The 21,750-nt window shown below is 72.2% G+C and carries 22 protein-coding genes; 3 read left to right on the top strand and 19 right to left on the bottom strand.

The window, feature by feature from the left end; all coding sequences use genetic code 11:
- Positions 1 to 154: 154 nt before the first annotated feature.
- Together NOCA_RS27370 and NOCA_RS03730 are read right to left on the bottom strand one after the other, a co-directional pair.
- Positions 155 to 1,069, bottom strand: a complete 915-nt coding sequence (locus NOCA_RS27370; protein ID WP_011753951.1) for a glycosyltransferase — start codon at positions 1,067 to 1,069, stop codon at positions 155 to 157.
- A complete protein-coding gene (locus tag NOCA_RS03730) occupies positions 1,066 to 2,169 on the bottom strand; it encodes a sulfotransferase family protein (RefSeq protein WP_238383410.1) in 1,104 nt (367 codons plus the stop codon). The genes NOCA_RS27370 and NOCA_RS03730 overlap by 4 nt, the downstream gene beginning before the upstream one ends.
- A gap of 34 nt (positions 2,170 to 2,203) precedes the next feature.
- Here NOCA_RS03730 and NOCA_RS03725 point away from each other — a divergent pair, with 34 nt between their 5' ends.
- The gene (locus tag NOCA_RS03725; protein WP_011753949.1) at positions 2,204 to 3,316 is read left to right on the top strand and encodes a glycosyltransferase family 2 protein; all 1,113 of its coding nucleotides are present in this window, start codon (positions 2,204 to 2,206) and stop codon (positions 3,314 to 3,316) included.
- On the opposite strand, the gene NOCA_RS03720 is transcribed toward NOCA_RS03725, so the two are convergent.
- From NOCA_RS03720 to NOCA_RS03710, 3 genes are read right to left on the bottom strand one after another with little or no spacing between them, the layout of a single operon-like run.
- Positions 3,309 to 4,259 carry an ABC transporter substrate-binding protein gene (locus NOCA_RS03720; RefSeq protein ID WP_049774199.1) on the bottom strand — a complete coding sequence of 317 codons (951 nt, stop codon included), beginning with the start codon at positions 4,257 to 4,259 and terminating at the stop codon, positions 3,309 to 3,311. The two genes, NOCA_RS03725 and NOCA_RS03720, sit on opposite strands and share 8 nt — an antisense overlap.
- Before the next feature lie 52 nt (positions 4,260 to 4,311).
- Positions 4,312 to 5,085 carry an ABC transporter permease gene (locus NOCA_RS03715; RefSeq protein ID WP_011753947.1) on the bottom strand — a complete coding sequence of 258 codons (774 nt, stop codon included), beginning with the start codon at positions 5,083 to 5,085 and terminating at the stop codon, positions 4,312 to 4,314.
- Positions 5,082 to 5,789: an ABC transporter permease gene (locus NOCA_RS03710; protein ID WP_011753946.1), complete on the bottom strand. Its 708-nt coding sequence runs from the start codon at positions 5,787 to 5,789 to the stop codon at positions 5,082 to 5,084. Before NOCA_RS03710 ends, NOCA_RS03715 begins: the two co-directional genes overlap by 4 nt.
- 3 nt (positions 5,790 to 5,792) lie before the next feature.
- Here NOCA_RS03710 and NOCA_RS03705 point away from each other — a divergent pair, with 3 nt between their 5' ends.
- Complete coding sequence (locus NOCA_RS03705; protein ID WP_011753945.1) at positions 5,793 to 6,827, top strand: ABC transporter ATP-binding protein; 1,035 nt, start codon at positions 5,793 to 5,795, stop codon at positions 6,825 to 6,827.
- 107 nt (positions 6,828 to 6,934) lie between these two features.
- Here NOCA_RS03705 and NOCA_RS03700 read toward each other — a convergent pair whose 3' ends face one another.
- The 13 genes from NOCA_RS03700 to dacB all read right to left on the bottom strand — a co-directional run bounded on the left by NOCA_RS03700 (position 6,935) and on the right by dacB (position 19,021).
- Positions 6,935 to 8,083 (bottom strand): GNAT family N-acetyltransferase, encoded by a 1,149-nt coding sequence (locus NOCA_RS03700; RefSeq protein WP_011753944.1) that lies wholly within the window; start codon positions 8,081 to 8,083, stop codon positions 6,935 to 6,937.
- A gap of 115 nt (positions 8,084 to 8,198) precedes the next feature.
- On the bottom strand, positions 8,199 to 8,804 hold the full coding sequence (locus NOCA_RS03695; protein ID WP_011753943.1) for a hypothetical protein: 606 nt from the start codon (positions 8,802 to 8,804) through the stop codon (positions 8,199 to 8,201).
- Between the two features lie 9 nt (positions 8,805 to 8,813).
- Positions 8,814 to 9,305, bottom strand: coding sequence for a DUF3180 domain-containing protein (locus NOCA_RS03690; protein ID WP_011753942.1), 492 nt, complete (start codon positions 9,303 to 9,305; stop codon positions 8,814 to 8,816).
- 7 nt (positions 9,306 to 9,312) lie between these two features.
- Positions 9,313 to 9,882, bottom strand: a complete 570-nt coding sequence (gene folK / locus NOCA_RS03685) for a 2-amino-4-hydroxy-6-hydroxymethyldihydropteridine diphosphokinase (protein ID WP_011753941.1) — start codon at positions 9,880 to 9,882, stop codon at positions 9,313 to 9,315.
- Complete coding sequence (gene folB / locus NOCA_RS03680; RefSeq protein WP_011753940.1) at positions 9,875 to 10,261, bottom strand: dihydroneopterin aldolase; 387 nt, start codon at positions 10,259 to 10,261, stop codon at positions 9,875 to 9,877. Before folB ends, folK begins: the two co-directional genes overlap by 8 nt.
- Positions 10,258 to 11,118 carry a dihydropteroate synthase gene (gene folP, locus NOCA_RS03675; protein WP_011753939.1) on the bottom strand — a complete coding sequence of 287 codons (861 nt, stop codon included), beginning with the start codon at positions 11,116 to 11,118 and terminating at the stop codon, positions 10,258 to 10,260. The genes folB and folP overlap by 4 nt, the downstream gene beginning before the upstream one ends.
- A gap of 7 nt (positions 11,119 to 11,125) precedes the next feature.
- Positions 11,126 to 11,731 (bottom strand): GTP cyclohydrolase I FolE, encoded by a 606-nt coding sequence (folE, locus tag NOCA_RS03670; protein ID WP_041547065.1) that lies wholly within the window; start codon positions 11,729 to 11,731, stop codon positions 11,126 to 11,128.
- A gap of 151 nt (positions 11,732 to 11,882) precedes the next feature.
- Complete coding sequence (ftsH, locus tag NOCA_RS03665) at positions 11,883 to 13,928, bottom strand: ATP-dependent zinc metalloprotease FtsH (protein ID WP_011753937.1); 2,046 nt, start codon at positions 13,926 to 13,928, stop codon at positions 11,883 to 11,885.
- A 259-nt stretch (positions 13,929 to 14,187) separates the two neighbouring features.
- Positions 14,188 to 14,739 (bottom strand): hypoxanthine phosphoribosyltransferase, encoded by a 552-nt coding sequence (gene hpt / locus NOCA_RS03660; RefSeq protein WP_011753936.1) that lies wholly within the window; start codon positions 14,737 to 14,739, stop codon positions 14,188 to 14,190.
- Between the two features lie 15 nt (positions 14,740 to 14,754).
- Entirely contained in the window at positions 14,755 to 15,468 is a 714-nt protein-coding gene (locus NOCA_RS03655) for an Ig-like domain repeat protein (RefSeq protein ID WP_011753935.1), read from the bottom strand.
- A 95-nt stretch (positions 15,469 to 15,563) separates the two neighbouring features.
- Complete coding sequence (gene tilS / locus NOCA_RS03650) at positions 15,564 to 16,529, bottom strand: tRNA lysidine(34) synthetase TilS (protein WP_011753934.1); 966 nt, start codon at positions 16,527 to 16,529, stop codon at positions 15,564 to 15,566.
- A gap of 20 nt (positions 16,530 to 16,549) precedes the next feature.
- The gene (locus tag NOCA_RS03645; RefSeq protein ID WP_011753933.1) at positions 16,550 to 17,596 is read right to left on the bottom strand and encodes a zinc-dependent metalloprotease; all 1,047 of its coding nucleotides are present in this window, start codon (positions 17,594 to 17,596) and stop codon (positions 16,550 to 16,552) included.
- A 42-nt stretch (positions 17,597 to 17,638) separates the two neighbouring features.
- A complete protein-coding gene (gene dacB, locus NOCA_RS03640) occupies positions 17,639 to 19,021 on the bottom strand; it encodes a D-alanyl-D-alanine carboxypeptidase/D-alanyl-D-alanine endopeptidase (protein WP_011753932.1) in 1,383 nt (460 codons plus the stop codon).
- A gap of 99 nt (positions 19,022 to 19,120) precedes the next feature.
- Between dacB and NOCA_RS03635 the strand changes: the two genes are divergently transcribed.
- Positions 19,121 to 19,627: an inorganic diphosphatase gene (locus NOCA_RS03635; protein ID WP_041546112.1), complete on the top strand. Its 507-nt coding sequence runs from the start codon at positions 19,121 to 19,123 to the stop codon at positions 19,625 to 19,627.
- 109 nt (positions 19,628 to 19,736) lie between these two features.
- Here the strand turns inward: NOCA_RS03635 and NOCA_RS03630 are convergent, their stop codons facing one another.
- On the bottom strand, positions 19,737 to 21,710 hold the full coding sequence (locus tag NOCA_RS03630) for an acyl-CoA dehydrogenase family protein (protein WP_011753930.1): 1,974 nt from the start codon (positions 21,708 to 21,710) through the stop codon (positions 19,737 to 19,739).
- Positions 21,711 to 21,750: the final 40 nt, after the last annotated feature.

Raw genomic sequence — 21,750 nt, 5'->3', positions numbered from 1 at the left:
CGTCTGTGGATGAAGTCTGTGGTGCCGTCGGGAGAGGGTGTTCCCCGGACGCGACGAATTTACGCCTCGCCCCTGGCCCGCGGAACGGCCCGGCCACGTGACCTACCCGACACGGGTGGTCGGCGAACCGGCTCGACGCGGGCGACCCGCGGGGTCAGCCGACCTGGAGCGGGCGCGGGGCGTGCGGGAGCCAGTCGTGGGTGACGTGGTCGACGATGTGGACGCCGGCGGGCGCGGTGATCTCGTGCACGCCGGGCGGCACCCGGCCCTCCTTGAGGGCGTGGAAGACCTCCCACTCGCGGCGCTTGCGACGGTTGCGCCAGCTGGTCGCGAACGACTCCGGGTCGGTCCAGTGCGCGAACTCCTCGCCGTCGAGGTACTTCAGCTCGACGCACAGGCCGTGCGGCAGCCCGATCGAGCGCACGCCGACGGGCGTGGTGCGGATCTCCCACTCGAAGGCCTTCGTGTAGACGAAGTCCGGCCCGATCGGGAACCCCCACTCCTCGGCGTTGCGCCAGCCGAGGTCGAGGTAGCCCTTGGCCTCGCTCTCCAGGTAGAGCCCGTGCCGCGGCACCCGGATGATCGACTGCACGTCACCGACCTGCCAGCCGAGGTCGGCGATCGAGACCTCGCCCTCGGTGGTGAGCACCATGTCGCCGTCCCACTTCCAGGAGTAGCGGGTGGTGACCTGGGAGAAGCACCAGTTGTAGAAGTACGCCAGCGAGTGCACCGACAGCTCGTGCTGGGCCAGGTGCTCGGCGCCGGCGCGCGCCACCGCGAAGGGGTACGACGTCACCGTCAGCCGGTCCGCCCGGCCCGCGCGCTCGGCGGTCTCGCGGGCGACGTCCGGCGTGCCGTCGTCCGAGCCGTTGTCGACGAGCAGCACGAATTCGCACGCGCGCAGCAGCGGCGGCAGCACGAACGGCAGCGACGGCGCCTCGTTCTTCACGCGGAGCACCGCGGTCGAGCCCGGGCGCAGCCCGCCGGGTCGCAACCACGGCCAGGTGATGTCGAAGTCGGTGTGGCCCTCCAGGTTGGCCAGCCCGGTGGCGCCGAGGTGGGCGGTCACCGGCTCCGGCCCATGGCCTTGCGCAGCCCTCGTCGCACCGGCGCCGGTATCGCGGCGCGCACGCCGTGCGGGATCCGATCGGCGGGGTCGGCGGGCGCGGCCGGTGCGGGCCTGGATCCGCCACCGCCCTTGAGCTGCTTGCGGACCCGCTGCTCGGCGGCGACGACCGAGGACCGCGAGATGGCCGCAGCCTCCTCGTAGAGCTCGACGTAGCCCTCGCGGAGCTGGTCGAGCGCCTCGTGCACCGCCGGGGTGTCCCCGTCAGGCTCGGCGAGCTTGTTGAGCTCCTCCCAGGTCTCGGCGGTGAGCTCGTGCAGCCGGGGCGGCAGGGCCAGGTCCTCCAGCGTCTGGTTCATCCGGCGGAGACTGGGGTCGACGAAGCGGTGGCCGTTGCGGATGGCCTCGCTCTTGGCGTGCATGACGTGCTCGAGGCCGAGCCGCTCGCCAGCGTGCATCACCACCCGGGTCCAGTCGTCGAGGAGGTCGGCGTACCGGACGAAGACGCGGCCGCCGTCGACGACCGACTCACGCGTCGCGCGCTCGGTGTGCAGCAGCATGTTCAGCCAGGAGGCCGCGAGGTGCGCCGAGCCGAGCCGGTTCTGGTAGTAGTTCTGCTTGCTGCCGACCACCTCCGCCGGCGGCCGCAGCATCGTCGCGAAGACCGGCGTCGCACCGGTGCGCACGGCGGCCACCCGCCACAGCGAGAGGAACCAGCTCAGCCGCGGGTCCTTGACGACCAGCTCGGGGTTCACGGCGAAGTGCCCGTCGAGCCACTCCGCGGTCCGGATCCGCTCCGGCTCGCGGGTGGAGACCCGGCCGGTCTCGAACCACGCCTCGGGGCGCGCGTCGCTGACCTGGACGCCGGCCTCCTTCAGCAGGCGATCGTGGTGCTCGACCACCCACGCCGGCTCACCGAAGCCCTTCGGGTTCGTCTCGTCGGCGACCACCTCGGGCTGCGGGACGTGCAGACCCATGATCTGCATCAGCCCGGCCATGGTGCTGGTGCCGCTGCGGCCGGCACCGGCCACGAACAGGACCTTGCGCGGGTAGTCGGCGGGGTCGACGTCGCTGGGGTCGGCGGGCACGGGCTGGTCACTCACGGAACGGGAGCCTAACGCTCAGTACGGTGAGGCCATGAAGTTCGGGCGCCGGCGACCGCTGGTCAGCGTGGTCGTGCCGGTGTACGACGTCGCGGCGTACCTGCCCGAGGCGCTCGACAGCGTGCTCGCGCAGAGCCACCGGAACCTCGAGGTCGTGGTCGTCGACGACGGCTCACCCGACGCCTCCGGCGTGATCGCCGACGAGTACGCCGGCCGCGACCCCCGGATCCGTGTGGTGCACACCGCGAACCGCGGCCTGGGGGCCGCCCGCAACGAGGGGATCCGGCACGCGACCGGTGACCTGCTCGCCTTCGCCGACTCCGACGACGTCGTGCCTCGCGACGCCTACGCGGTCCTCGTGCGGCACCTGGAGCGCACCGGCTCCGAGTTCGTGACCGGCTCGGTCGCCCGCTGGGAGGCCGGCGTCCTCACCGAGCTCCCGTGGATGCGCCGGCTGCACCGGGACCGCGGCGCGTTCACGCTCGAGGAGCACCCCGAGCTGCTCGGTGACGTGTTCGCGTGGAACAAGCTGTTCCGCCGCTCCTTCTGGGACCGGGCCGAGCTGGCCTGGCCCGAGGGCATCCGCTACGAGGACCAGCCGACCACGACCCGGGCGTTCGTCGCGGCGGAGCGGTTCGGGGTGGTGCCGGAGGTCGTCTACCACTGGCGGATCCGCCACGACGGCACCTCGATCACCCAGCAGCGGGCCTCTCTCGCCGACCTGCGGGATCGGTGGGAGACCAAGCGGATGGCGCTCGCGAGCGTCGCGTCGCTCGGGTCGGAGCAGGTCGACGCGGTCTTCCACGACCGGGTGCTCGCCGGTGATCTGCACCGCTACTTCGCCGAGATACCGGGGTGCTCCGACCAGTGGTGGGACCTGCTCGTGGCCGGCGTGCGCGAGTTCTGGGGCGACCGCTCGCTCGTGCACTCCGGACTGCCCCCGGTGCACCGGCTGACCGGCTGGCTGGTGGAGCAGGGCCGACGCGAGGAGGCCGAGCTCGTGATGCGGTACGTCGCAGCCCTCGGCGGCCCGGTGCCGCAAGTGGACGCGCCGCACGGGCCGCGGATCGACGTACCGGGCCTCGACCCGACCGGCGTCGATCCCGCGGCCCTCGCGCTGCGGGACTTCGAGGTGCGGGCTAGATGAGCCCCTCGTCCACCAGGAACTGGTGGGCGACGTCCTCGGGCTTGTCGCGGTCGACGGCCACGGCGCCGTTCAGCTCGGTGAGCTTCTCCGTGGTGAGGGCGGCCATCAACCCGTTGAGGACGTCCGCGATGTCCGGGTGCTGCTCCAAGAAGGCGCTCGACACCGCGGGGACGAGGTTCTGGGCGGGCTGGATCTGCTTGTCGTCCTCGAGCACCACCAGGCCCTGCGACTCCAGGGTGCCGTCGGTCGTGCTGGTCTCGCCGAGCTCGGACTCGCCGCTGATCACCGACTGGTAGGTGTCGTTGCTGGCGTAGCCCAGCGGGAGCACCTCGGTGACGTCGATGCCGTACTGGTCGACCAGGCCGCCCTCGCAGTCGAGCCGGCCCTCGCAGTCGGGAGCCGCGGCCAGCTTGACCGACCTGCCCTCGAGGTCGGAGAGCTTGGTCACGCCCTCGGACTCGGAGAAGTCCTTGGTCACGAAGAACGCGTTGGTGTCGGTCGCCGCGGACTGGTCGAGGAGCGCGATGCCCGCCGCATCGAGCAGCGACTTGCCCTGGTCGACGAGCTCGGCCCCGTCGCCGGCCGTGAAGGGCTCGGCCTTCGCGCCGTTCTCCCGGGCGTTGAGGAAGTTGACGATGCCGCCGACGTACTCGGGCACGACGTCGACACTGTCCGGGAACGTGGCCATGTAGGCGTCGCGGGTGTCGACCAGCTTCACGTCGGTGTCGTAGCCGGCGGCGGTGAGGAGCTCGTCGTACATCGCGGCGACGATGGCCGCCTCGGTGAAGCTCTGACCCGCGATCCGGACCGGGCCCTGGTCGGTGGTCGCCGACGGTGTGGCGTCGTCGGCCTGCTTGGAGTCGAGGTCGTCGTCGGCACAGGCCGTGGCGAGGAAGAGGGAGCCGACGGCGAGCGCCGCGGCCAACGAGCGTCGTACCTGCATGTGCATGTCCTTCTGTGTCCCGCGGCAGGGTGCCGCGCGTGTCCGGATGCTGCTAACGACCGACGGCGTCGGCTGCTTCGGTAACTCTAGGTGCGTCCACCGACATTCCCTGGTGACGTTTCGGTGACGAGGCTCGGGCCGTCGGGTCGAGCACCCGCTGCCCGAGGGCGGCCAGCAGCTCGAGCAGGAGCGCGACGACCGCGACCACCACGGCTCCCGCCACCCCCTTGCCGTAGTTGGTGCGATAGAACCCGTCGGTGATGACGCGACCGAGCCCCGGGCCGGCGACCAGCGCCGCGATGGTGGCCGTGGCCCAGACCTGCACGAGGGCCAGGCGCAGGCCGAGCAGCACCAGCGGGGCCGCCAGGGGGAGCTCGACCCGGAAGAACCTCTGGCGCCCGGTCATCCCCATGCCGTCGGCGGCCTGCTTGACCGCGGGCGAGACCTCGCGGACACCGACGTACGAGCTGGTGATGATCGGGGGCAGGGCGAACAGGGTGAGCGCGATGATCGTCGCGAGTCCCGCCCGCCCGTACGGTCCGAGGGTGCCGGTGCCGGGCCAATCAGCGGTGACGAGCAGGGCGAGCAGCGCGAAGGTGGGTACGGCGCGTCCGATGTTCGTCACGTTGATCGCGAGGAAGCCGCCGCGCCCGAGATGACCCAGCCAGAGCGCGACCGGCAGGCCGACCGCGGCCGCCAGCGCCAAGGAGGTGAAGCTCAGCAGCAGCTGCTGGAGCAGCAGCTCGACCATGCCGCCGTCGCCGGTCCAGCTCCCCGCCGTCGTCAGGTAGTCCCACGCGTCGGCGAGGACCGTCATCGAGGTCATCCGCGCGCCCCCCGGGACCACGGGGTGAGGAGCCACTGGGCGCCGACGATCAGCGCGTCCAGCACCACCGCCAGCAGCACGCACAGCAACGACGCTGTCATCAGCTCGGCACGGAAGTTGGTGGTGACGCCGTCCTTGATCAGGTTGCCGAGGCCGCCGTAGGCGACCAGGGAGCCGACCGTCGTGAGCGCCACGGTGGACACCGTCGCCACCCGCAGGCCGGCCATGATCACCGGCAGCGCGAGCGGCAGCTCGACGAGCACCAGCAGCCGGGTGGCGCCGTACCCCAACCCGACCGCCGACTCCCGCACCTCCTCGGGCACCGACCGGAGACCCTCGAGCATGCTGCGGACCAGGATCGTCAGCGCGTACAGCGCGAGGCCGATGACCACCGTCGTGGCGCTGAGCCCGGTGAATGGCACCAGCAGCGGGAACAGCGCCAGCGACGGGATCGTGTAGACCGCCGTGGTCACCCCCAGGACGCTGGTCTCGAGTGCCGGCAGCCGCCGGGCCAGCAGGGCGAGCGGGAACGCGATCACCACACCGGCGATCACGCTCACCACCGTGATCACGAGGTGCTGGGTCGTTGCGTCGACCAGCTCGTGGCGGTAGTCGCCCAGGTACTGCCCGCAGAACCATTCGTTGGTCAGTCGGCTGTAGCAGCTCGGGTCGTCGGCCGCCGGCACGGCCCCGAGTAGGGTCACCGCATGGACGCTACCGGGTCTGCGGCGGCCGGGCCCACGAGCACGGAGCCCATGATCCGGCTGTCGGGCGTCGGCAAGACCTACGACGACGGCACGGTCGCCGTCCACGCCCTTGATCTCGAGGTCGAGCGCGGCGAGCTGGTCTGCCTGGTCGGCCCATCGGGGTGCGGCAAGTCGACGACGCTGAAGATGATCAACCGGTTGATCGAGCCGACGACCGGCACCATCGAGATCGACGGCCGGGACGTCACCGGCCAGGACCCGGTCCGGCTGCGCCGGGGGATCGGCTACGTCATCCAGGAGGTGGGGCTGTTCCCCCACCAGAAGATCATCGCCAACGTGATGACGGTCCCGCTGCTGTACGGCGAGTCCCGCGCGACCGCTCGGGAGCGAGCCCGCGAGCTCCTCGAGCTGGTGGGGCTGGACCCAGCGACGTACGCCGAGCGCTACCCCACCCAGCTCTCCGGCGGCCAGCAGCAGCGGGTCGGGGTCGCGCGGGCGCTGGCGGCCAAGCCGCCGGTGCTCCTGATGGACGAGCCGTTCGGCGCGGTCGACCCGCTGGTGCGGCTGCGGCTGCAGGACGAGTTCCTGCGGCTGCAGCGCGAGCTCGGCGTGACCGTGGTGTTCGTGACCCACGACATCGACGAGGCGGTCCGGCTCGGGGACCGGGTCGCGGTCTTCGCCACGGGCGGCCGGCTCGCGCAGTACGACACCCCGGCCCGGCTGCTCGGGCGGCCGGCCGACGACTTCGTGGCGGAGTTCGTCGGATCGACCTCGGGGCTGCGACGGCTGGACGTCACCCCGCTCGACCCGGCCCACCTCGAACCGATGGACGGCGTCACCGCCGGTGACCTCGGGGCCGCGATCGACGTCGACAGCACGCTCGGGCACGCGCTGGCAGTGCTGCTGCGCGGCGACGCCGGGATGGTCGGGGTCCGCGAAGGCGCGCGCTTCGTCGGCGTGCTCACCCCCAACGGCATCCACCGGGCGCTGCGCGCGGCCCTCGCCGAGATGGCCGAGGTCGCCTCCGCCGGCTGAGGCCGCGGTCGGTTTCCCCGGTTCACCGGGGAAGTTGGAACTTCTGGGCCGAAACTTCGGGTCAACAGTTCTGGTTTCCCCGGTTCACCGGGGAAACCGCCGGCGGGCTACGCCACCGGAATGTCGCGATGCCAGGACTCGGTGACGTACTTCGTGACCCAGCCCATGGAGGTGTAGAGCCCGGTGGCGCCGGTCGGCGAGTCGGCGTCGACCTCGAGCCCGACGCGGTTGCGGCCACGGGCGGCCGCGTCGGCGATGATCGTGCGCAGCAGGCCCGTGGCCACACCGCGACCGCGCGCGGCCTCCAGCACGCCGAGGTAGGACACGTAGGAGCCGTCCGGTCCGGTCGCGTCCTCCGAGGCCGTGCCGATCAGCGCCCCCACCGGTCGCCGTACGCCGTCCTCGCCGTCCTCGCCGTCCTCGCCGTCCTCGCCGTCCTCGCCGTCCTCGCCGTCCTCGACCAGCTCGGCGAGCCACCAGTGGTCCCACCGGTGGCCCGGATCCTCGCGCAGCCGGTGGACGAACTCCTCGAAGGTCTCCTCGCTGGAGTTGAAGTGGTCGACGAAGGCACCCTCGAGGACCTCGTGCACCTCGTGCAGGTCACCCTCGTCGGGCATCCCGTCACCGGTGCGGCGTACCAGCCGGAACACCACGCCGCGGTCCGTCCAGTGATCCGGGGTGGCGACCAGCCCTTCCTCGTCCGGCGTGACCGGTCGGCTCATCTGCCACCAGGTGCGGACCTTCTCGAACCCGCTGCCGGCCAGCCAGCGCGCCTGGCGCTCGTCACCCGCGAAGGCGCCGGTGTCGATCTGCTGGACGGCCAGGCCGCGGGCGCTGCCGACGCATCGGGCCTGCGCCTCCGCCCACTCGACCAGCAGGTCCGAGCAGCTGTCGGCGATGCTGCCGTCGGGGTCGTCGGGCAGGTCGCGCTGCACGATGTGGACGAACAGCATCCGACCGACCGACCGGTCGTGGACGCTGCCCCAGGCGTGGATGTCGCCGTCCTCGTCGCGGATGACGACGTTCTCCCGCATCCTCAGGCCGTGCTCGGAGACCTCGACCATGACGTCGTCCACGCCGGAGCCGGCCCAGCCGCGGGCGTGCCGTTCGTGGGCGCGCAGGAGGTGGGTGAGCCGCGCGACGTCGAAGCGGTCGGAGGGATCGGGCGTGCCGATCGTCCAACCGCTCGGCAGGCCGGGCAGGTCGCCCAGCACCGCATCGGGATCGCTCTCGAACCGGTTCTCGTGCGGGATCACAACCAGGGAGTCTGCCGCAGCCGCGCAGCGCGGAAACGTGGGCAACGACTCATCCGGGCCGGACGCCCGCGGGCGTCGTCGGGGTCGGACGGTCCGCGAACCGACTCGGCGAGGGCTACGCGTGCTTGCGCTGGCCGGCCTCGGCGGCGTGCCACGCCTGGGTGACGACGTCGAGCTCGGCTCGGACGACGTCCAGCTCCTGCTCGAGCTCCGCGACCCGGACGATCGCCTCCGCGGCGCGCTGCTCGGCCCCGGCGAGGCCCTCCTCGAGCTGGCGGCTGTCGCGCTCGGCGGCGTCGGCTCGCCGGGCCTCGGCGTTCAGCTTGCGGGTCGCCTCGGCGGCCCGGCCCTGGGCGGCGGTCAGGGCCTCCTCGAGCTCACGCAGGGCGTCCTGCTGGCGCGCCATCCGGGTGCGCATGCTCTCGGCGAACGCGGCGTTCTCGGCGGTGCGCTCCGCTGTCAGCGTGCGGTAGGCGCGCGCCTGCTCGGCCCGGTCGCGGGCGGCCTCACGGCGGGTGAGGGCCAGCTCGGAGTGCGTGATCCGGGTCGCGGCCGCGCCCAGGGCCACGCCGAGGACGGCGGCGAGCGTGATCAGGACGGTCGACCCGGTGGCCGCGGCTGCGGCAACGACCAGGGCGGCGAGGACGAGGAGGACGACGGCGACGGTCAGGCGGGTGCTGCGCTGGCGGCGACGGGAGGCCGGAGCGGGGGAAGAGGCCATATCAGCACATTAAGTGTCTTCGTCGTCGGATCGGACGCGACACGCGCGCTCGAGGAGGACCGAGGTGACCACGATGCCGACGCCCGCGGCGGCGGCGACGGCCGAGCGCCAGGCCCGCTGGGTGGCCAGCTCGGTGTCCACGCCGATCCAGCTCACGGCGTACCCCAGGTAGCCGCCGGCGACCAGGGCGCCCACGAGCGCGCAGGACCGGGCGAGCACCAGGCGGTTGACCGCACGCTGCGGCTCGAGCCGCTGCTGCTGGACGTGCACGGTGCGCCAGGTGAGGTACGCCGTGGCGCCCAGGATCGCCGCCACGAGCACGAGCGCGAGCGGCTGGGCCCAGGTGACGATCGGCGCGGTGTCCCGCACCCGTTCGGCCGCGGGGTGGAGCAGCCATCCGCCGACCAGGCCCGCGACGGCCCACGCCGTGAGCGCACCACCAGAGGTCGGCCGCAGGCGACCGGTCGGCTGCGGCTCCTCGCCGGAGGGTCCGGCGCTCACCGACCGGTCACTGGATCTCGAGGACCAGGTCGTCGCGCAGCTTCAGCCCGCTCTGGTCGGTCCCATCGAGCAGGTCCGCGACCGGACCCCGGTCGGGCACCTCGGCCGCCGGGTCGACGTCGAACCACGGGCGCAGCACGAAGGCCCGTTCGGCGGCCCGCGGGTGCGGCAGCCGCAGGAACTCCTCGTTGCTGCGCCGGTCGCCGACGACGATCAGGTCGACGTCGAGGGTCCGCGGCGCGTTGCGCTGCTCACCGCGCTCCCGCTCGAAGGCGTCCTCGATCGCCAGCGCCCGGTCCATCAGCCGGCTCGCGGCCAGCGTGGTGTCGATCAGCACGACGGCGTTGAGGAACGTCTTCGCCTCGGGCGGGCAGTCGACGGGGTCGGTCTCGTAGACCGGGGACACGGCGGTGATCCAGACGTCTGGGGTGTCGGCCAGCGCGTTCAGCGCGCCCTGGAGGTTCCCCATCCGCTCACCCAGGTTGGACCCGAGTGCCAGCACCGCACGGCGGATCGGCCGCATCTCGCCGGTCAGCGTGTCCGCGTCGATGATGTTCGGGTTCGGGGTCTCAGTCACGGGTGCCCTCACGTCTCCGGGTGATCGTCAGCGTGACGTCCGCGAACGTCGCTTCGATGGGTGCGTCCGGCTTGTGGACCGTCACCCTCGCCCATTCAACACGGCCGTCCAAGAGGCAGACGCCCGCGATCCGCTGGGCCAGGGTCTCGATCAGGTCGACCGGATCCTTCTCCACGGCGGCTTGCACCGAAGCCACGAGACTCCCGTAGTCGACGGTGTCTTGCAAGTCGTCGGACGCCGCTGCGGGGGCGGTGTCGACGCCCAGCACGAGGTCGACGACGAACGTCTGCCCCTCGCGTCGCTCGAAGTCGAAGACGCCGTGGTGCCCGTAGCACGCGATGCCGGTGACGCTCAGCTCGTCGGTCGGCCGTTCGGTCACGTGGAACCCTCCTCGCTCAGCTGCTCGGCGACGCGGAGCGCGTCCCGGGAGGCTCGGACGTCGTGCACCCGTACGCCCCACACCGCATGCCGGGCCAGGTGCAGGGTGATCGCGGCGTTCGCATGCTCGCGCTGGTCGACGGCGCGGGGGACGCCGCCCCGGTCGACCAGGAGCCGGCCGAGGAACGACTTGCGGCTGGCCCCGACGAGGAGCGGGTAGCCGAGGGCGGCCAGCTCGTCGATCCGGCGCAGCAGCTCCCAGTTGTGCTCCGCGCGCTTGGCGAAGCCGAGCCCGGGGTCGAGGATGACCTGCTCCCGGGCGATCCCGGCGGCGGTCATCGCCCGGACCCGCGCGGTCAGCTCGTCGCAGACGGCCCCGACCACGCCACCGGGGCCGTCGTACACCGCGAAGTCCCGCATGTGGTCGGCGTGCGCGCGCCAGTGCATGGCGACGTACGCCGCTCCGCTCGCGGCGACGACCTCGAGGATCCGCGGGTCGGCGAGACCCCCCGACACGTCGTTGACGACGGTGGCCCCGGCCGCCAGCGCGGCCTCGGCGACCTCGGCGCGCATCGTGTCGACCGAGACGACGGCACCCTCCGCCGCCAGCGCCGTGATCACCGGGACGACCCGGCCCAGCTCCTCCTCCACCAGGGGGCGGGTGGCGCCCGGTCGGGTGGACTCCCCGCCGATGTCGAGGATGTCGGCGCCGTCGGCGAGCAGGTCGCGACCGTGCGCGATGGCGTCGCGCGGCTCGAGCCACCGGCCGCCGTCCGAGAACGAGTCCGGGGTCACGTTCACGACGCCCATCAGCCGCGGCCGTGCGCGGGGGGCGAGCAGGTCTGCGAGGGCGGCCATCAGCGGCTCATCGCCGGTGGATCAGGGCCATCGCCTCGGCCCGGGTCGTGGGGTTGGTCCGCATCGTGCCGCGCACTGCGGAGGTGATGGTGCGAGCACCCGCCTTCTTGACCCCCCGCATGGTCATGCACAGGTGCTCGGCCTCGATCACCACGATCACGCCGCGCGCTTCGAGGAGGCGGGTCAGGGCGTCGGCGACCTGGGTGGTGAGCCGCTCCTGGACCTGGGGGCGCTTCGCGTAGACGTCGACGAGCCGGGCGAGCTTGGACAGTCCGGTGATCTTCCCGCTGGTCGCGGGGATGTAGCCGACGTGCGCGACACCGGTGAACGGCACCAGGTGGTGCTCGCACATCGACCACAGCTCGATGTCGCGCACCAGCACCATCTCGTCGTGCCCGATGTCGAAGGTCGTGGTGAGCACGTCCTCGGGCTCCATCCGCAGCCCGGCCGTGAGCTCGGCGTACGCCCGCGCCACCCGGGCCGGGGTCTCCTGCAGGCCCTCCCGCTCGGGGTCCTCACCGATCGCGATGAGCAGCTCCCGGACGGCCGCCTCGGCGCGCGCCAGGTCGAAGGCGGGCGCGGGACGTCCGCCCGGCAGCGTCGAGTCGCTCATGGCGACGACCATAGCGGGGACGCGTCAGCGGGCCCGTCGTTGGTGGTCGAGCGAGGCGCGCGACCGAGGCACGAGGTCGCGACCGCCGTGTCGAGACCCGAGCCCCGGCGCGGTCGAGTACCCGTGGAAGCGCCGGGCCAGGGCCGGCCGGTCAGTGCGGCGGCAGGCCCGGAGGCGTCTCGGCGCCGCCGACCCCCGGGTCACCGTGCACGTCGCCGCCGGATCCCGGCGGGGTGAGCACCGGCCCGGCCTCACCCTCCTCCTTGGAGTGACCGTTGGCGGCCGCCCGGTCCCGGATCCACTGCGGGATCTCCACCGGCGGGATCGCGGACGGGTTGCGCTCGGGCGAGCCCGTCCAGGCGGGCCGCTCGGACCGGCGGCGCAGGGGCGCGAAGACCTCCGCGACCTGCTGCTTGTCCAGCGTCTCCTTCTCGACTAGCTCGAGCACCAGCGCGTCGAGGACGTCGCGGTTCTCCTCGAGGATCTCGAAGGCCTCCTGGTGGGCGTTCGCGAGCAGCTTCTTGGTCTCCTCGTCGACGATCGCGGCGACGTCCTCGGAGTAGTTGCGGGCGTGGCCCAGGTCGCGTCCCAAGAACGGCTCGGAGTTCGACTCCCCCAGCTTGATCGCGCCGAGCCGCTCGGTCATGCCGTACTGGGTGACCATCGCGCGGGCCAGGTTGGTGGCCTTCTCGATGTCGTTGCCGGCACCGGTGGTGGGGTCGTGGAACACCATCTCCTCGGCCGCACGGCCGCCGAGCATGTAGGCCAGCGAGTCGAGCATCTGCGACCGGGTCTGGGAGTACTTGTCCTCGTCGGGCAGCACCATCGTGTAGCCGAGGGCCCGGCCGCGGGGCAGGATCGTGATCTTGTGCACCGGGTCGGTGCCGGGCAGCGCCGCAGCCACCAGGGCGTGGCCGCCCTCGTGGTAGGCCGTGATCAGCTTCTCCTTCTCGCTCATCAGGCGGGTACGCCGTTGCGGGCCCGCGATCACCCGGTCGATGGCCTCGTCGAGGTTGGCGTTGGTGATCAGCTTCTGGTTGCTGCGCGCGGTCAGCAGCGCCGCCTCGTTGAGCACGTTGGCCAGGTCGGCACCGGTGAAGCCGGGTGTCCGACGGGCCACGGAGAGCAGGTCGATGTCCTGGGACATCGGCTTCCCGCGCGAGTGGACCTTGAGGATCATGTGCCGGCCGTTGAGGTCCGGGGCGTCGACCTGGATCTGGCGGTCGAAGCGACCGGGGCGCAGCAGCGCCGGGTCCAAGACGTCGGGCCGGTTGGTGGCGGCGATCAGGATCACGCCGCCGCGGACGTCGAAGCCGTCCATCTCGACCAGCAGCTGGTTCAAGGTCTGCTCGCGCTCGTCGTGGCCACCGCCCATCCCGGCGCCGCGGTGGCGACCGACGGCGTCGATCTCGTCGATGAACACGATCGCGGGCGCGTTCTCCTTGGCCTGCTCGAACAGGTCACGGACCCGGGAGGCGCCGACGCCGACGAACATCTCGACGAAGTCGGACCCGGAGATCGAGTAGAACGGGACGCCCGCCTCACCGGCGACCGCCCGGGCCAGCAGGGTCTTGCCGGTGCCGGGCGGGCCGTAGAGCAGCACGCCCTTGGGGATCTTGGCGCCGACCGCCTGGAACTTGGCGGGCTCCTGGAGGAACTCCTTGATCTCCCCGAGCTCCTCGATCGCCTCCTCGCAACCGGCGACGTCGCCGAACGTGGTCTTCGGCATGTCCTTGGAGATCAGCTTCGCGCGCGACTTCGCGAACTGCATGACGCCGCGACCGCCGCCGCCCTGGACCTGGTTCATGAGGAACAGGAAGAGCAGGATGATCAGCGCGAACGGCAGCAGCGTCGCCAGGATCGAGCCGAGCAGGCTCGGCTTGGGCACCTCGACCGTGTAGGAGTCGATCTTGCCCGCATCGACCTGGTCCTGGACCTGGGAGTCCAGCTCCGCCTGGGTCCCGTCGAGCCAGAAGGCGGTGACCTTGTCGCCGTTGTCGAGGGTGGCCTTGATCTGCTGCTCGCCGCCGTCGACGAAGGTCAGCTCCTTGATCTCACCGGAGCTGATGAGGTCCTGCATCTTCGAGGCGTCCACCTCTTCGCCCCCGCGGTTGGGCGCGAGGTACTGCAGGGCGAGCAGGACGCCGACCACGGCGAGGACGATCCACAGCCAGGGACCCTTGAATATGCGCTTCACAGGCTTCTTCCGACACGGCGTTGCCGTCCCCCGGGAGGCTCGCCGGGTGGACGCTCATCTGAACTGACGACGGTACACACCGTCGGCAATCACCATTGTCTCAGGAAAACCCGGCTCGGGTGCAGTCGGCGTCCACGGCTGATCGGGTGGTCGAGGTCGACTCTGCGCTCACCGGGTCTCGACACGGCCGTGGCGACCTCGCAGGCTCGGTCGCGGGCCTCGCTCGACCACCATCAGCGGGTCCGCCGACGCTTCCCCGCTAGGAGTAGACGTGGGGGGCGAGGGTGCCGATGTCGCGCAGGTTGCGGTACCGCTCGCGGTAGTCCAAGCCGTAGCCGACCACGAACTCGTTGGGGATGTCCCACCCGACGTACTTCACCTCGACCGGCATGGTGAGCGCGTCGGGCTTGCGCAGCAGCGTGCAGATCTCGACGCTCGCGGGGCTGCGCGAGGACAGGTTCGAGGTCAGCCAGGACAGGGTCAGGCCGGTGTCGATGATCTCGTCGACGATGACCACGTGCCGCCCGGAGATGTCGGTGTCGAGGTCCTTGAGGATCCGGACCACGCCGCTGGACTTGGTGCCCGAGCCGTACGACGACACCGCCATCCAGTCCATCTCCAGGTGCCGAGTGAAGCTGCGGGCCAGGTCGGCCATCACCATCACCGCGCCCCGGAGGATGCCGACGATGAGGAGGTCCTTGCCTTCGTAGTCGGCCTCGATGTCCTTGGCCAGCTCGGCCAGCCGTTGCTGGATCTGCTCCTCGGTGAAGAGGACGTTGACCAGGTCGTTCTCCACGTCGGATGCGTGCATGGCGCAGACTCTAGGTCAGTGCCGCCCCCTGGTGACGGTCAGGGTGAAGGACGTGGACGCCGACACCTTCAGGTCCGGGGAGCCGAGGTAGTAGGCCTTGAGCTCGTGGGTCCCGCGGGGCAACCGGTCCAGCTCGATCGTGACCTGGCCGTTGTCCCTGGCCCTGAGGCCGTCCTCGCCGACCACGGTGCGGCCCTCGCGGATCTCGACGTCGCCCGTGGGCTTGACGCCCCTCGCGGACACGGTCACCACGACCTCGCCGTTCTGCTTGGTCGTGATCGTGCGCCGCACGAGGCTGGCCTCGGTCTTGCTCTCCGCCAGCTTCTTCTGGATCTCGACCTCACCCAGGCTCAGCTTCTGACGAGCCCTCTCGATCTGGAGGTCGTCGAGAACGAGCGTCCGGTACCCATCGCGCGAGAACGTCAGGGTGTAGGTCCCACGGGTGACCTCGAGGAAGAAGTAGCCGTGCTGGGGGCCGTCTTCGCGGTCGCTGGCGTAGGTGATCGCGGAGGCCGCAGGGGTGCCGTCGGCCTTGGTCGCCTGGACCTCGACGTCGTCGACGTAGCGGCCGGCCTGGTCGACGACAACGCCCTGGATGAGCGCCTGGCCGGCCCGCTGGGCGGTCACGGCCCGGCCGGCGGGCGACGCGGAGGCGGGCAGCGCCTGGGGCGCGATGACCGCGGCGGCCAGCAGCGCGACGGCGGCGGCGAAGGTACGGCGGTGGGACATGGAGTTCCTCGTTTCAGTCGGCACGCTGACCAGACGGACGTCGATTGCGATTCTGACGCGGAACATCGGTCGGAGCAGGCGGAACCTGAGACTTCTCATCCAGCCGGGCCGAGGCGCAGCCGGCCGTCGGCTCGTCGGCAGCGCACCTTCCCGGGGAGGTCCACCCATTTCTGGCCGTGCCAGTGGGTGAGCAGCGCGTCCATCGCGAGCACGTGCTCGTGGAAGAGCTCGGAGGCGGGGGCGCCGGCGGCCAGCGCGGCCAGCCGCAGCACCCGCCGCCGGATCGGGCCGGGCTCGGCGAGCAGCCCGTCGACAGGAAGGTCGCGCAGGCGCTGGTACGCCGCCTCGGCGGCGTCGTCGAGCAGGTCCATGTCCGCGCGCAGCTGGTCGGCGGTCCGGGCCAGCGCCTCGGCCACCCCCGGACCGAGCTGGTCCTCGAGGACCGGCAGCACGCTGCGGCGTACCCGCACCCGGGTGAATGCGGGGTCCTCGTTGTGGGGGTCGCTCCAGAACTCGATCCCCGCGACCTGGCAGGCGGTGGCGGTGTCGGCGCGGGAGAGGTCGAGGAGCGGGCGGACGAAGCGGTCGAAGGAGCGTCGCATCCCGGCCAGCGACCGCCCCCCGGAGCCCCTGGCCAGGCCGAGCAGCACCGTCTCGGCCTGGTCGTCGCGGGTGTGGCCGAGCAGCACGGCGTCGGCGTCGAAGCGCTCGGCGAGCTGGTCGAGGACGGCGTAGCGGGCCTGGCGGGCCGCCGCCTCCGGGCCCTGGCCGGCCGCCTCGACGTGCACGGTCGCGGCGACGGTCTCGTCGGCGCCGAGGGCGGCCATCTGGCGTACGACGTGCGCGGCGTGGTCGGCCGAGCCGGGCTGGAGCCCGTGGTCGACCGTCGCGCCCACGACCCGCCACCCGGCGCGTCGGCCCTCGAACACCGTCGCGGCGAGCAACGCGAGCGAGTCGGCGCCCCCGGAGCACGCGACGACCACGGTCCGACCCGGGTCGACGTGGGCGAGGGCACGGCGTACCGCGAGGCGCACCGCGGCGATCGCGGGGTGGAGGCTCATGGGTCAGGCCCGTGGGACGGTCACAGCACCCGGCTGATCCAGGCTCGTGGGTCCGCGATCTCGGCCTTCGACGGCAGGTTCTCGGGCCGCTCCCAGACCGCGTTGAACTCGGTCATGCCGGCCTTGTCGACGACCGCACGGACGAACTTCGCGCCGTCGCGGTACTGCGCCATCTTGGCGTCCAGGCCGAGCACCCGGCGCAGCAGCCGGTCGAGTACCCCGACGCCCTGGCGGCGGCGGTTGAACCGCTTGCGGATGTCGGCCACCGTCGGGATCACGCCCGGGCCGACGTCGTCCATGACCACGTCGGCGTGGCCCTCGAGCAGGGACATGACGCCGGTGACCCGGTCGACGATCTCCTTCTGCTCCGGGGTTCCGATCAGGTCCAGGAGGCTGCCGCCACCCTCGCGAGCGCTCCGGACGGCCCCGGCGATCCGGGTCAACCCGTCGTCGAGCAGGCCGCTCGGCTCGAGGCTCTCGGCGAGCGCGTGCATCTCTCCCAGCAGGTGGTCGGCCAGCCACGGGGTGGCGGTGAACTGCACCCGGTGGGTCTCCTCGTGCAGGCACACCCAGAGCCGGAAGTCCCGGGGGACGACGCCGAGCTCGCGCTCGACGTGGACGATGTTCGGCGCGACGAGCAGCAGCCGCCCGGACGGGGCGTGGAACGGGTCGAACTGGCCGAGCACCTTCCCGGCCAGGAAGCCCAGCAGCGCGCCGACCTCGGCCCCGGTGACGCGCGAGCCGATCGCCTTCGTCAGCCCGGTCGGCTCGCCCTTGCGCGAGGACAGCTTGTCGACGACGGGGGCCAGGATCGTCGCGAACCCGTCGGCGTTGGCGATGACCCAGCCGGGCCGGTCGACGACCAGGACCGGGGCGGTCCGCTCGGCGGCGAGCAGCCCGGTGTGCGCACGGACCAGGCCCGTCGACCGATCGGCGTCGGCGCGCAGCTCGGCGACCACGGCGTCCGCGGTACGGCGGTCCACGACCGGGCCGTCGCCCGCGATCCGGGAGCCGAGGGCGACCGCGAGGTCCCAGTCGACCAGCTCGGGGCCGGAGTGCTTACTCATGCGGTGACGGTACCCGCGTCCGCCACACGCCCGGCCAGGAAGTCAGCCGCAGCGACAGCCGGCGAGGGCACCGGTCGCGCCGTCCAGGGCGGCTCGGGCGTCCAGGGTGTCGACCAGGTCGATCCGGTCGGCGAGCAGCGCGAACACCATCGGCCGGCCCTCGCGGTCGGTCACGATCCCGGCCAGGCTGCTCACCCCCGACAGCGTCCCGGTCTTCGCCCGGACCAGGCCGCGGCCCTGGTCGTCGGGCCCGGCGAACCGCTCGGTGAGGGAGCCGGTGAAGCCGGCGACCGGCAGCCCGGTGAGCACCGCCCGGAGGTCGGGCTGCTCGGGCGACGCGGCGAGCTCGAGCACCGCCGTGAGCGTGTCGGGGTCGAGCCGGTCCTCCCGGGAGAGCCCACTGCCGTCGTACGTCGTGGTGCCCTGCGTGGGGACCCCGAGCCCGTCGAGCACCCGCAGCAGGGCCCGGGCGCCGCCGGCGAACGACCCGTCGCCGGAGGTCGCGAGGCCCACGTGGCGGGCGAGCACCTCGGCGGCCTCGTTGTCGCTGGTCGCCAGGGTGTGCTCGACGATCCGGTCGAGCGGGAGGCTGTCGGTGCGGGCCAGCTCCGCGACGTCGGCGGGCGCCGCCGCCTCGCGCTGGGGCCCGAGCACGGTGACGCCGGCGCGAGCCAGCGCCTTGGCGTACGCCGCTGCCGCGACCGCGGCTGGGTCCGCGACCCGGCCGAAGCCGTCCTCGGGGCGACCCTCGTCGATCCAGAGCGGAGTGATCGGCGCGACGACGCCGTCCGGCAGGTAGCCGGCGGGCCAGTGCGGGCTGACCTCGGGGCCGCGGAACAGGCCGGTGTCGTAGTCGACCCGCACGCGCGTGCGGCCCGTGGCGGCGAGGGCGGTGGCGGTGTCGCGGGCCAGCCGGGTGACGTCCTTGCGGTCGAGCAGCGGGTCGCCGCCGCCGACCAGCACGACCCGCCGCGGTCCGGCGTCGACGACCGTCGTGGCGAAGGTGTGATCGGGGCCGAGGGTCTCGAGGGCCGCTGCCGCGGTCAGCAGCTTGAGGGTCGAGGCGGGCGTGGCCGAGCCGGTGCCGCTGGAGTAGAGCAGCGTGCCGTCGAGGCCGGCCACGGTGGCGAGGACGTGGGGGCCCAGGTCGGCGTCGCGGAGCAGCGGCGCGAGGGCCCGGCGTACCTTCCCGGGATCGGGCACCCCGCTCGCCGGCTCGGCGACCGGGTCCGGCGCCACGAGGGGCTGGACGGTGAGCCCCGCGGGCGGCGGGACCGCGGCCGGCTCCTCCTCGGGCGGCGAGGCCGGCGGGTCGAGCCAGAGCACGAGGCCGGCCGCCGCCAGGACGGCGAGCACCAGGGCGACGGGCAGCCAGGCCGCGAGACGGGCGCCCCGGGTGGGGTGGTCTCGGTCACGTCCGCCCACGAACGACCCCTTCCCGGGTGCGCAATTGCTGCCATTGTGCGCGAGACTGACCCCAGCCCGTCGCGCGGGCCCACAGACCTTTGACGATGGCCCTTGACGATGGCGGAGGATGACGTGCTCGAGTTCGATGTGCTGGTGGAGATCCCGAAGGGGCAGCGAAACAAGTACGAGGTCGACCACGAGTCCGGCCGGATCCGCCTGGACCGGACCCTGTTCACCTCCACGCAGTACCCGGCCGACTACGGCTACATCGAGAACACCCTCGGCCTGGACGGCGACCCGCTCGACGCGATGGTGATCCTCCAGGAGCCGACCTTCCCGGGCTGCCTGATCCGGTGCCGCGCGATCGGCATGTTCCGGATGACCGACGAGGCCGGCGGCGACGACAAGGTCCTGTGCGTGCCCGCCACCGACCCCCGCCTGGAGCACCTGCGCGACATCAGCCACGTCTCGAAGTTCGACCGCCTCGAGATCCAGCACTTCTTCGAGGTCTACAAGGACCTCGAGCCCGGCAAGTCCGTCGAGGGCGCCGAGTGGGTCGGCCGCACCGAGGCCGAGGCCGAGGTCCACGCGTCGTTCGCGCGGCTCAAGGAGGAGGGCCACTGATCGCCGCTGGCCCCGGGCTCGGTTTCCCCGGGTAACCGGGGAAACCGGAACTGTTGGGGCGAAACTTCGGGCCAGAAGTTCCAACTTCCCCGGTGAACCGGGGAAACCGTCAGCCGACCAGGCCCGGCGAGCGGAGCATCTCCGGCGGGATCGCCCAGGCGTCGACGAGGGGTACGGCGAGCGGGCGGATCTTGCGGCACAGGTCGCCGACCTCGCGGCTGATCGCCTTGGACCGGGGCACGGTGAGCCGGCCGTGTTCCATGAACCAGGCCCGGTCGGCCTCGATGGTCGAGAGCGCGAACAGGTCGCACAGCAGGTTCAGCGCGACCTTGAGGTCGCCGTCGGGGAGGCCTGCGGTCTTGTCGACGAACGCCTCGAGCACCAGCCGCTCGACGTGGGCGCTCGCGGCCGCGATCACATGGTCCTGCACCCGGGAGAACACCTCGCCGGGGTTCATGTCCTGGTCGATGCCCCGCTTGAGCCGACGGGCGACGCCGGCGAGCATGTGCTCCTCGCGGAAGCGCAGCATCGCGAGCTGGTAGTCCGGGTCGAGGAGACCCGCCTCCTGGTCCCACTCGTCGCCACCGGGCAGCAGGTCGCGGACCCGTTCGAGCAGCTTGTGCACCGAGGTCTTCTCGATCACGGTCTCGACGGCCAGGCCGGCGACGAACCGGACCATGCCGAGCTGGTCGAGGTCCTCGAACTCGCTGGCGTAGTCGGTGAGCAGCCCCTTGGCGACCAGCTGGAGCAGCACGTGGTTGTCGCCCTCGAAGGTCGTGAAGACGTCGGTGTCGGCCTTGAGCGCCGCGAACCGGTTCTCCGAGAGGTAGCCCGCGCCACCGCACGCCTCGCGGCACTCCTGGATCGTGCGGGTCGCGTGCCAGGTGCCGAGCGCCTTGGTGCCCGCGGCGCGCGACTCGAGCTCGCGCCGGGCCTGGTCGTCCTCGGCGCCGGGAGCGTGGGTGCCCGAGAAGACGTCGTGCAGCTGGCCGGCAACGACCTCCTGGGCGAAGTGCAGCGCGTAGGTCCGGGCGATCAGGGGCAGCAGCCGGCGCTGGTGCAACCCGTAGTCGAGCAGCAGCTCCTCCTGCTCGTCCGAGGTCGCCTCGAACTGGCGGCGGCGTACGGCGTACTTCGTCGCGATCGCCAGCGCCACCTTCGCCGCGTTGATCCCGCCGCCGCCGACGCACACCCGGCCCTGGACGAGGGTGCCGAGCATCGTGAAGAAGCGCCGGTTCGGGTTCTCGATCGAGCTCTCGTAGCTCCCCTCCGGCGTCACGTCCGCGAACCGGTTGAGCAGCGCGGTGCGCGGGACGCGTACCTGGTCGAACCAGATCCGGCCGTTGTCGACGCCGTTGAGGCCCATCTTGCGGCCGTCGTCCTCGATCCGGACGCCGGGCGCCGACTCGCCGTCGACGCGGATCGGCACGACGAACGCGTGCACGCCCTCGGTGGTGCCGCCCACCTCCAGCTGCGCGAAGACGACGGCCACCTCGGCGTGCTTGGCCGCGTTGCCGATGTAGTCCTTGCGGGCGTCCTCGGTGGTCGTGGTGATCACGAACTCCTCGGTGGCCGGGTCGTACGTCGCGACCGTCCCGAGCGCCTGGACGTTGGAACCGTGGCCGGTCTCGGTCATCGCGAAGCAGCCCATCAGCTTCCCGGTGATCAGGTCGGCGAGGTAGGCCTCGTGGTGGCGCTCGGTGCCGAGCTGGAGGATCGCGCCGCCGAACAGCCCGAACTGGACGCCGACCTTGACCAGGACCGACAGGTCGCCGTACGCGAGGGTCTCGAACGCCGCGATCGACGCGCCGAGGCCGCAGCCGCCGCCGTACTCCTCGGGGAAGCCCATCCCGGTCTGCCCGGTGGCGGCCATCTCGACGACGACCTTCAAGACCTGCTCCCGGAAGTCGTCGATCGACATCTCCTCGGCGTCCACGAGGATCGAGGCGTGCTCCGCGAGGTTGGTGCGCACCAGGTCGCGCACCCCGGCGTACCTCCCGTCGAGCAGCGCGGTGAGGGCGGGTACGTCGATCTCCGGCTGCACGTAGCCGGTCGGCGTGGGCGCGGCGGTGTCGGTGGCCATGATCGGACGCTACCCAGCACGTCCGGGGATCAAGCGGTGA

It is taken from the genome of Nocardioides sp. JS614 (assembly GCF_000015265.1).
GTDB lineage: Bacteria > Actinomycetota > Actinomycetes > Propionibacteriales > Nocardioidaceae > Nocardioides.
This window is presented reverse-complemented; position numbering and strand designations above follow the sequence as displayed.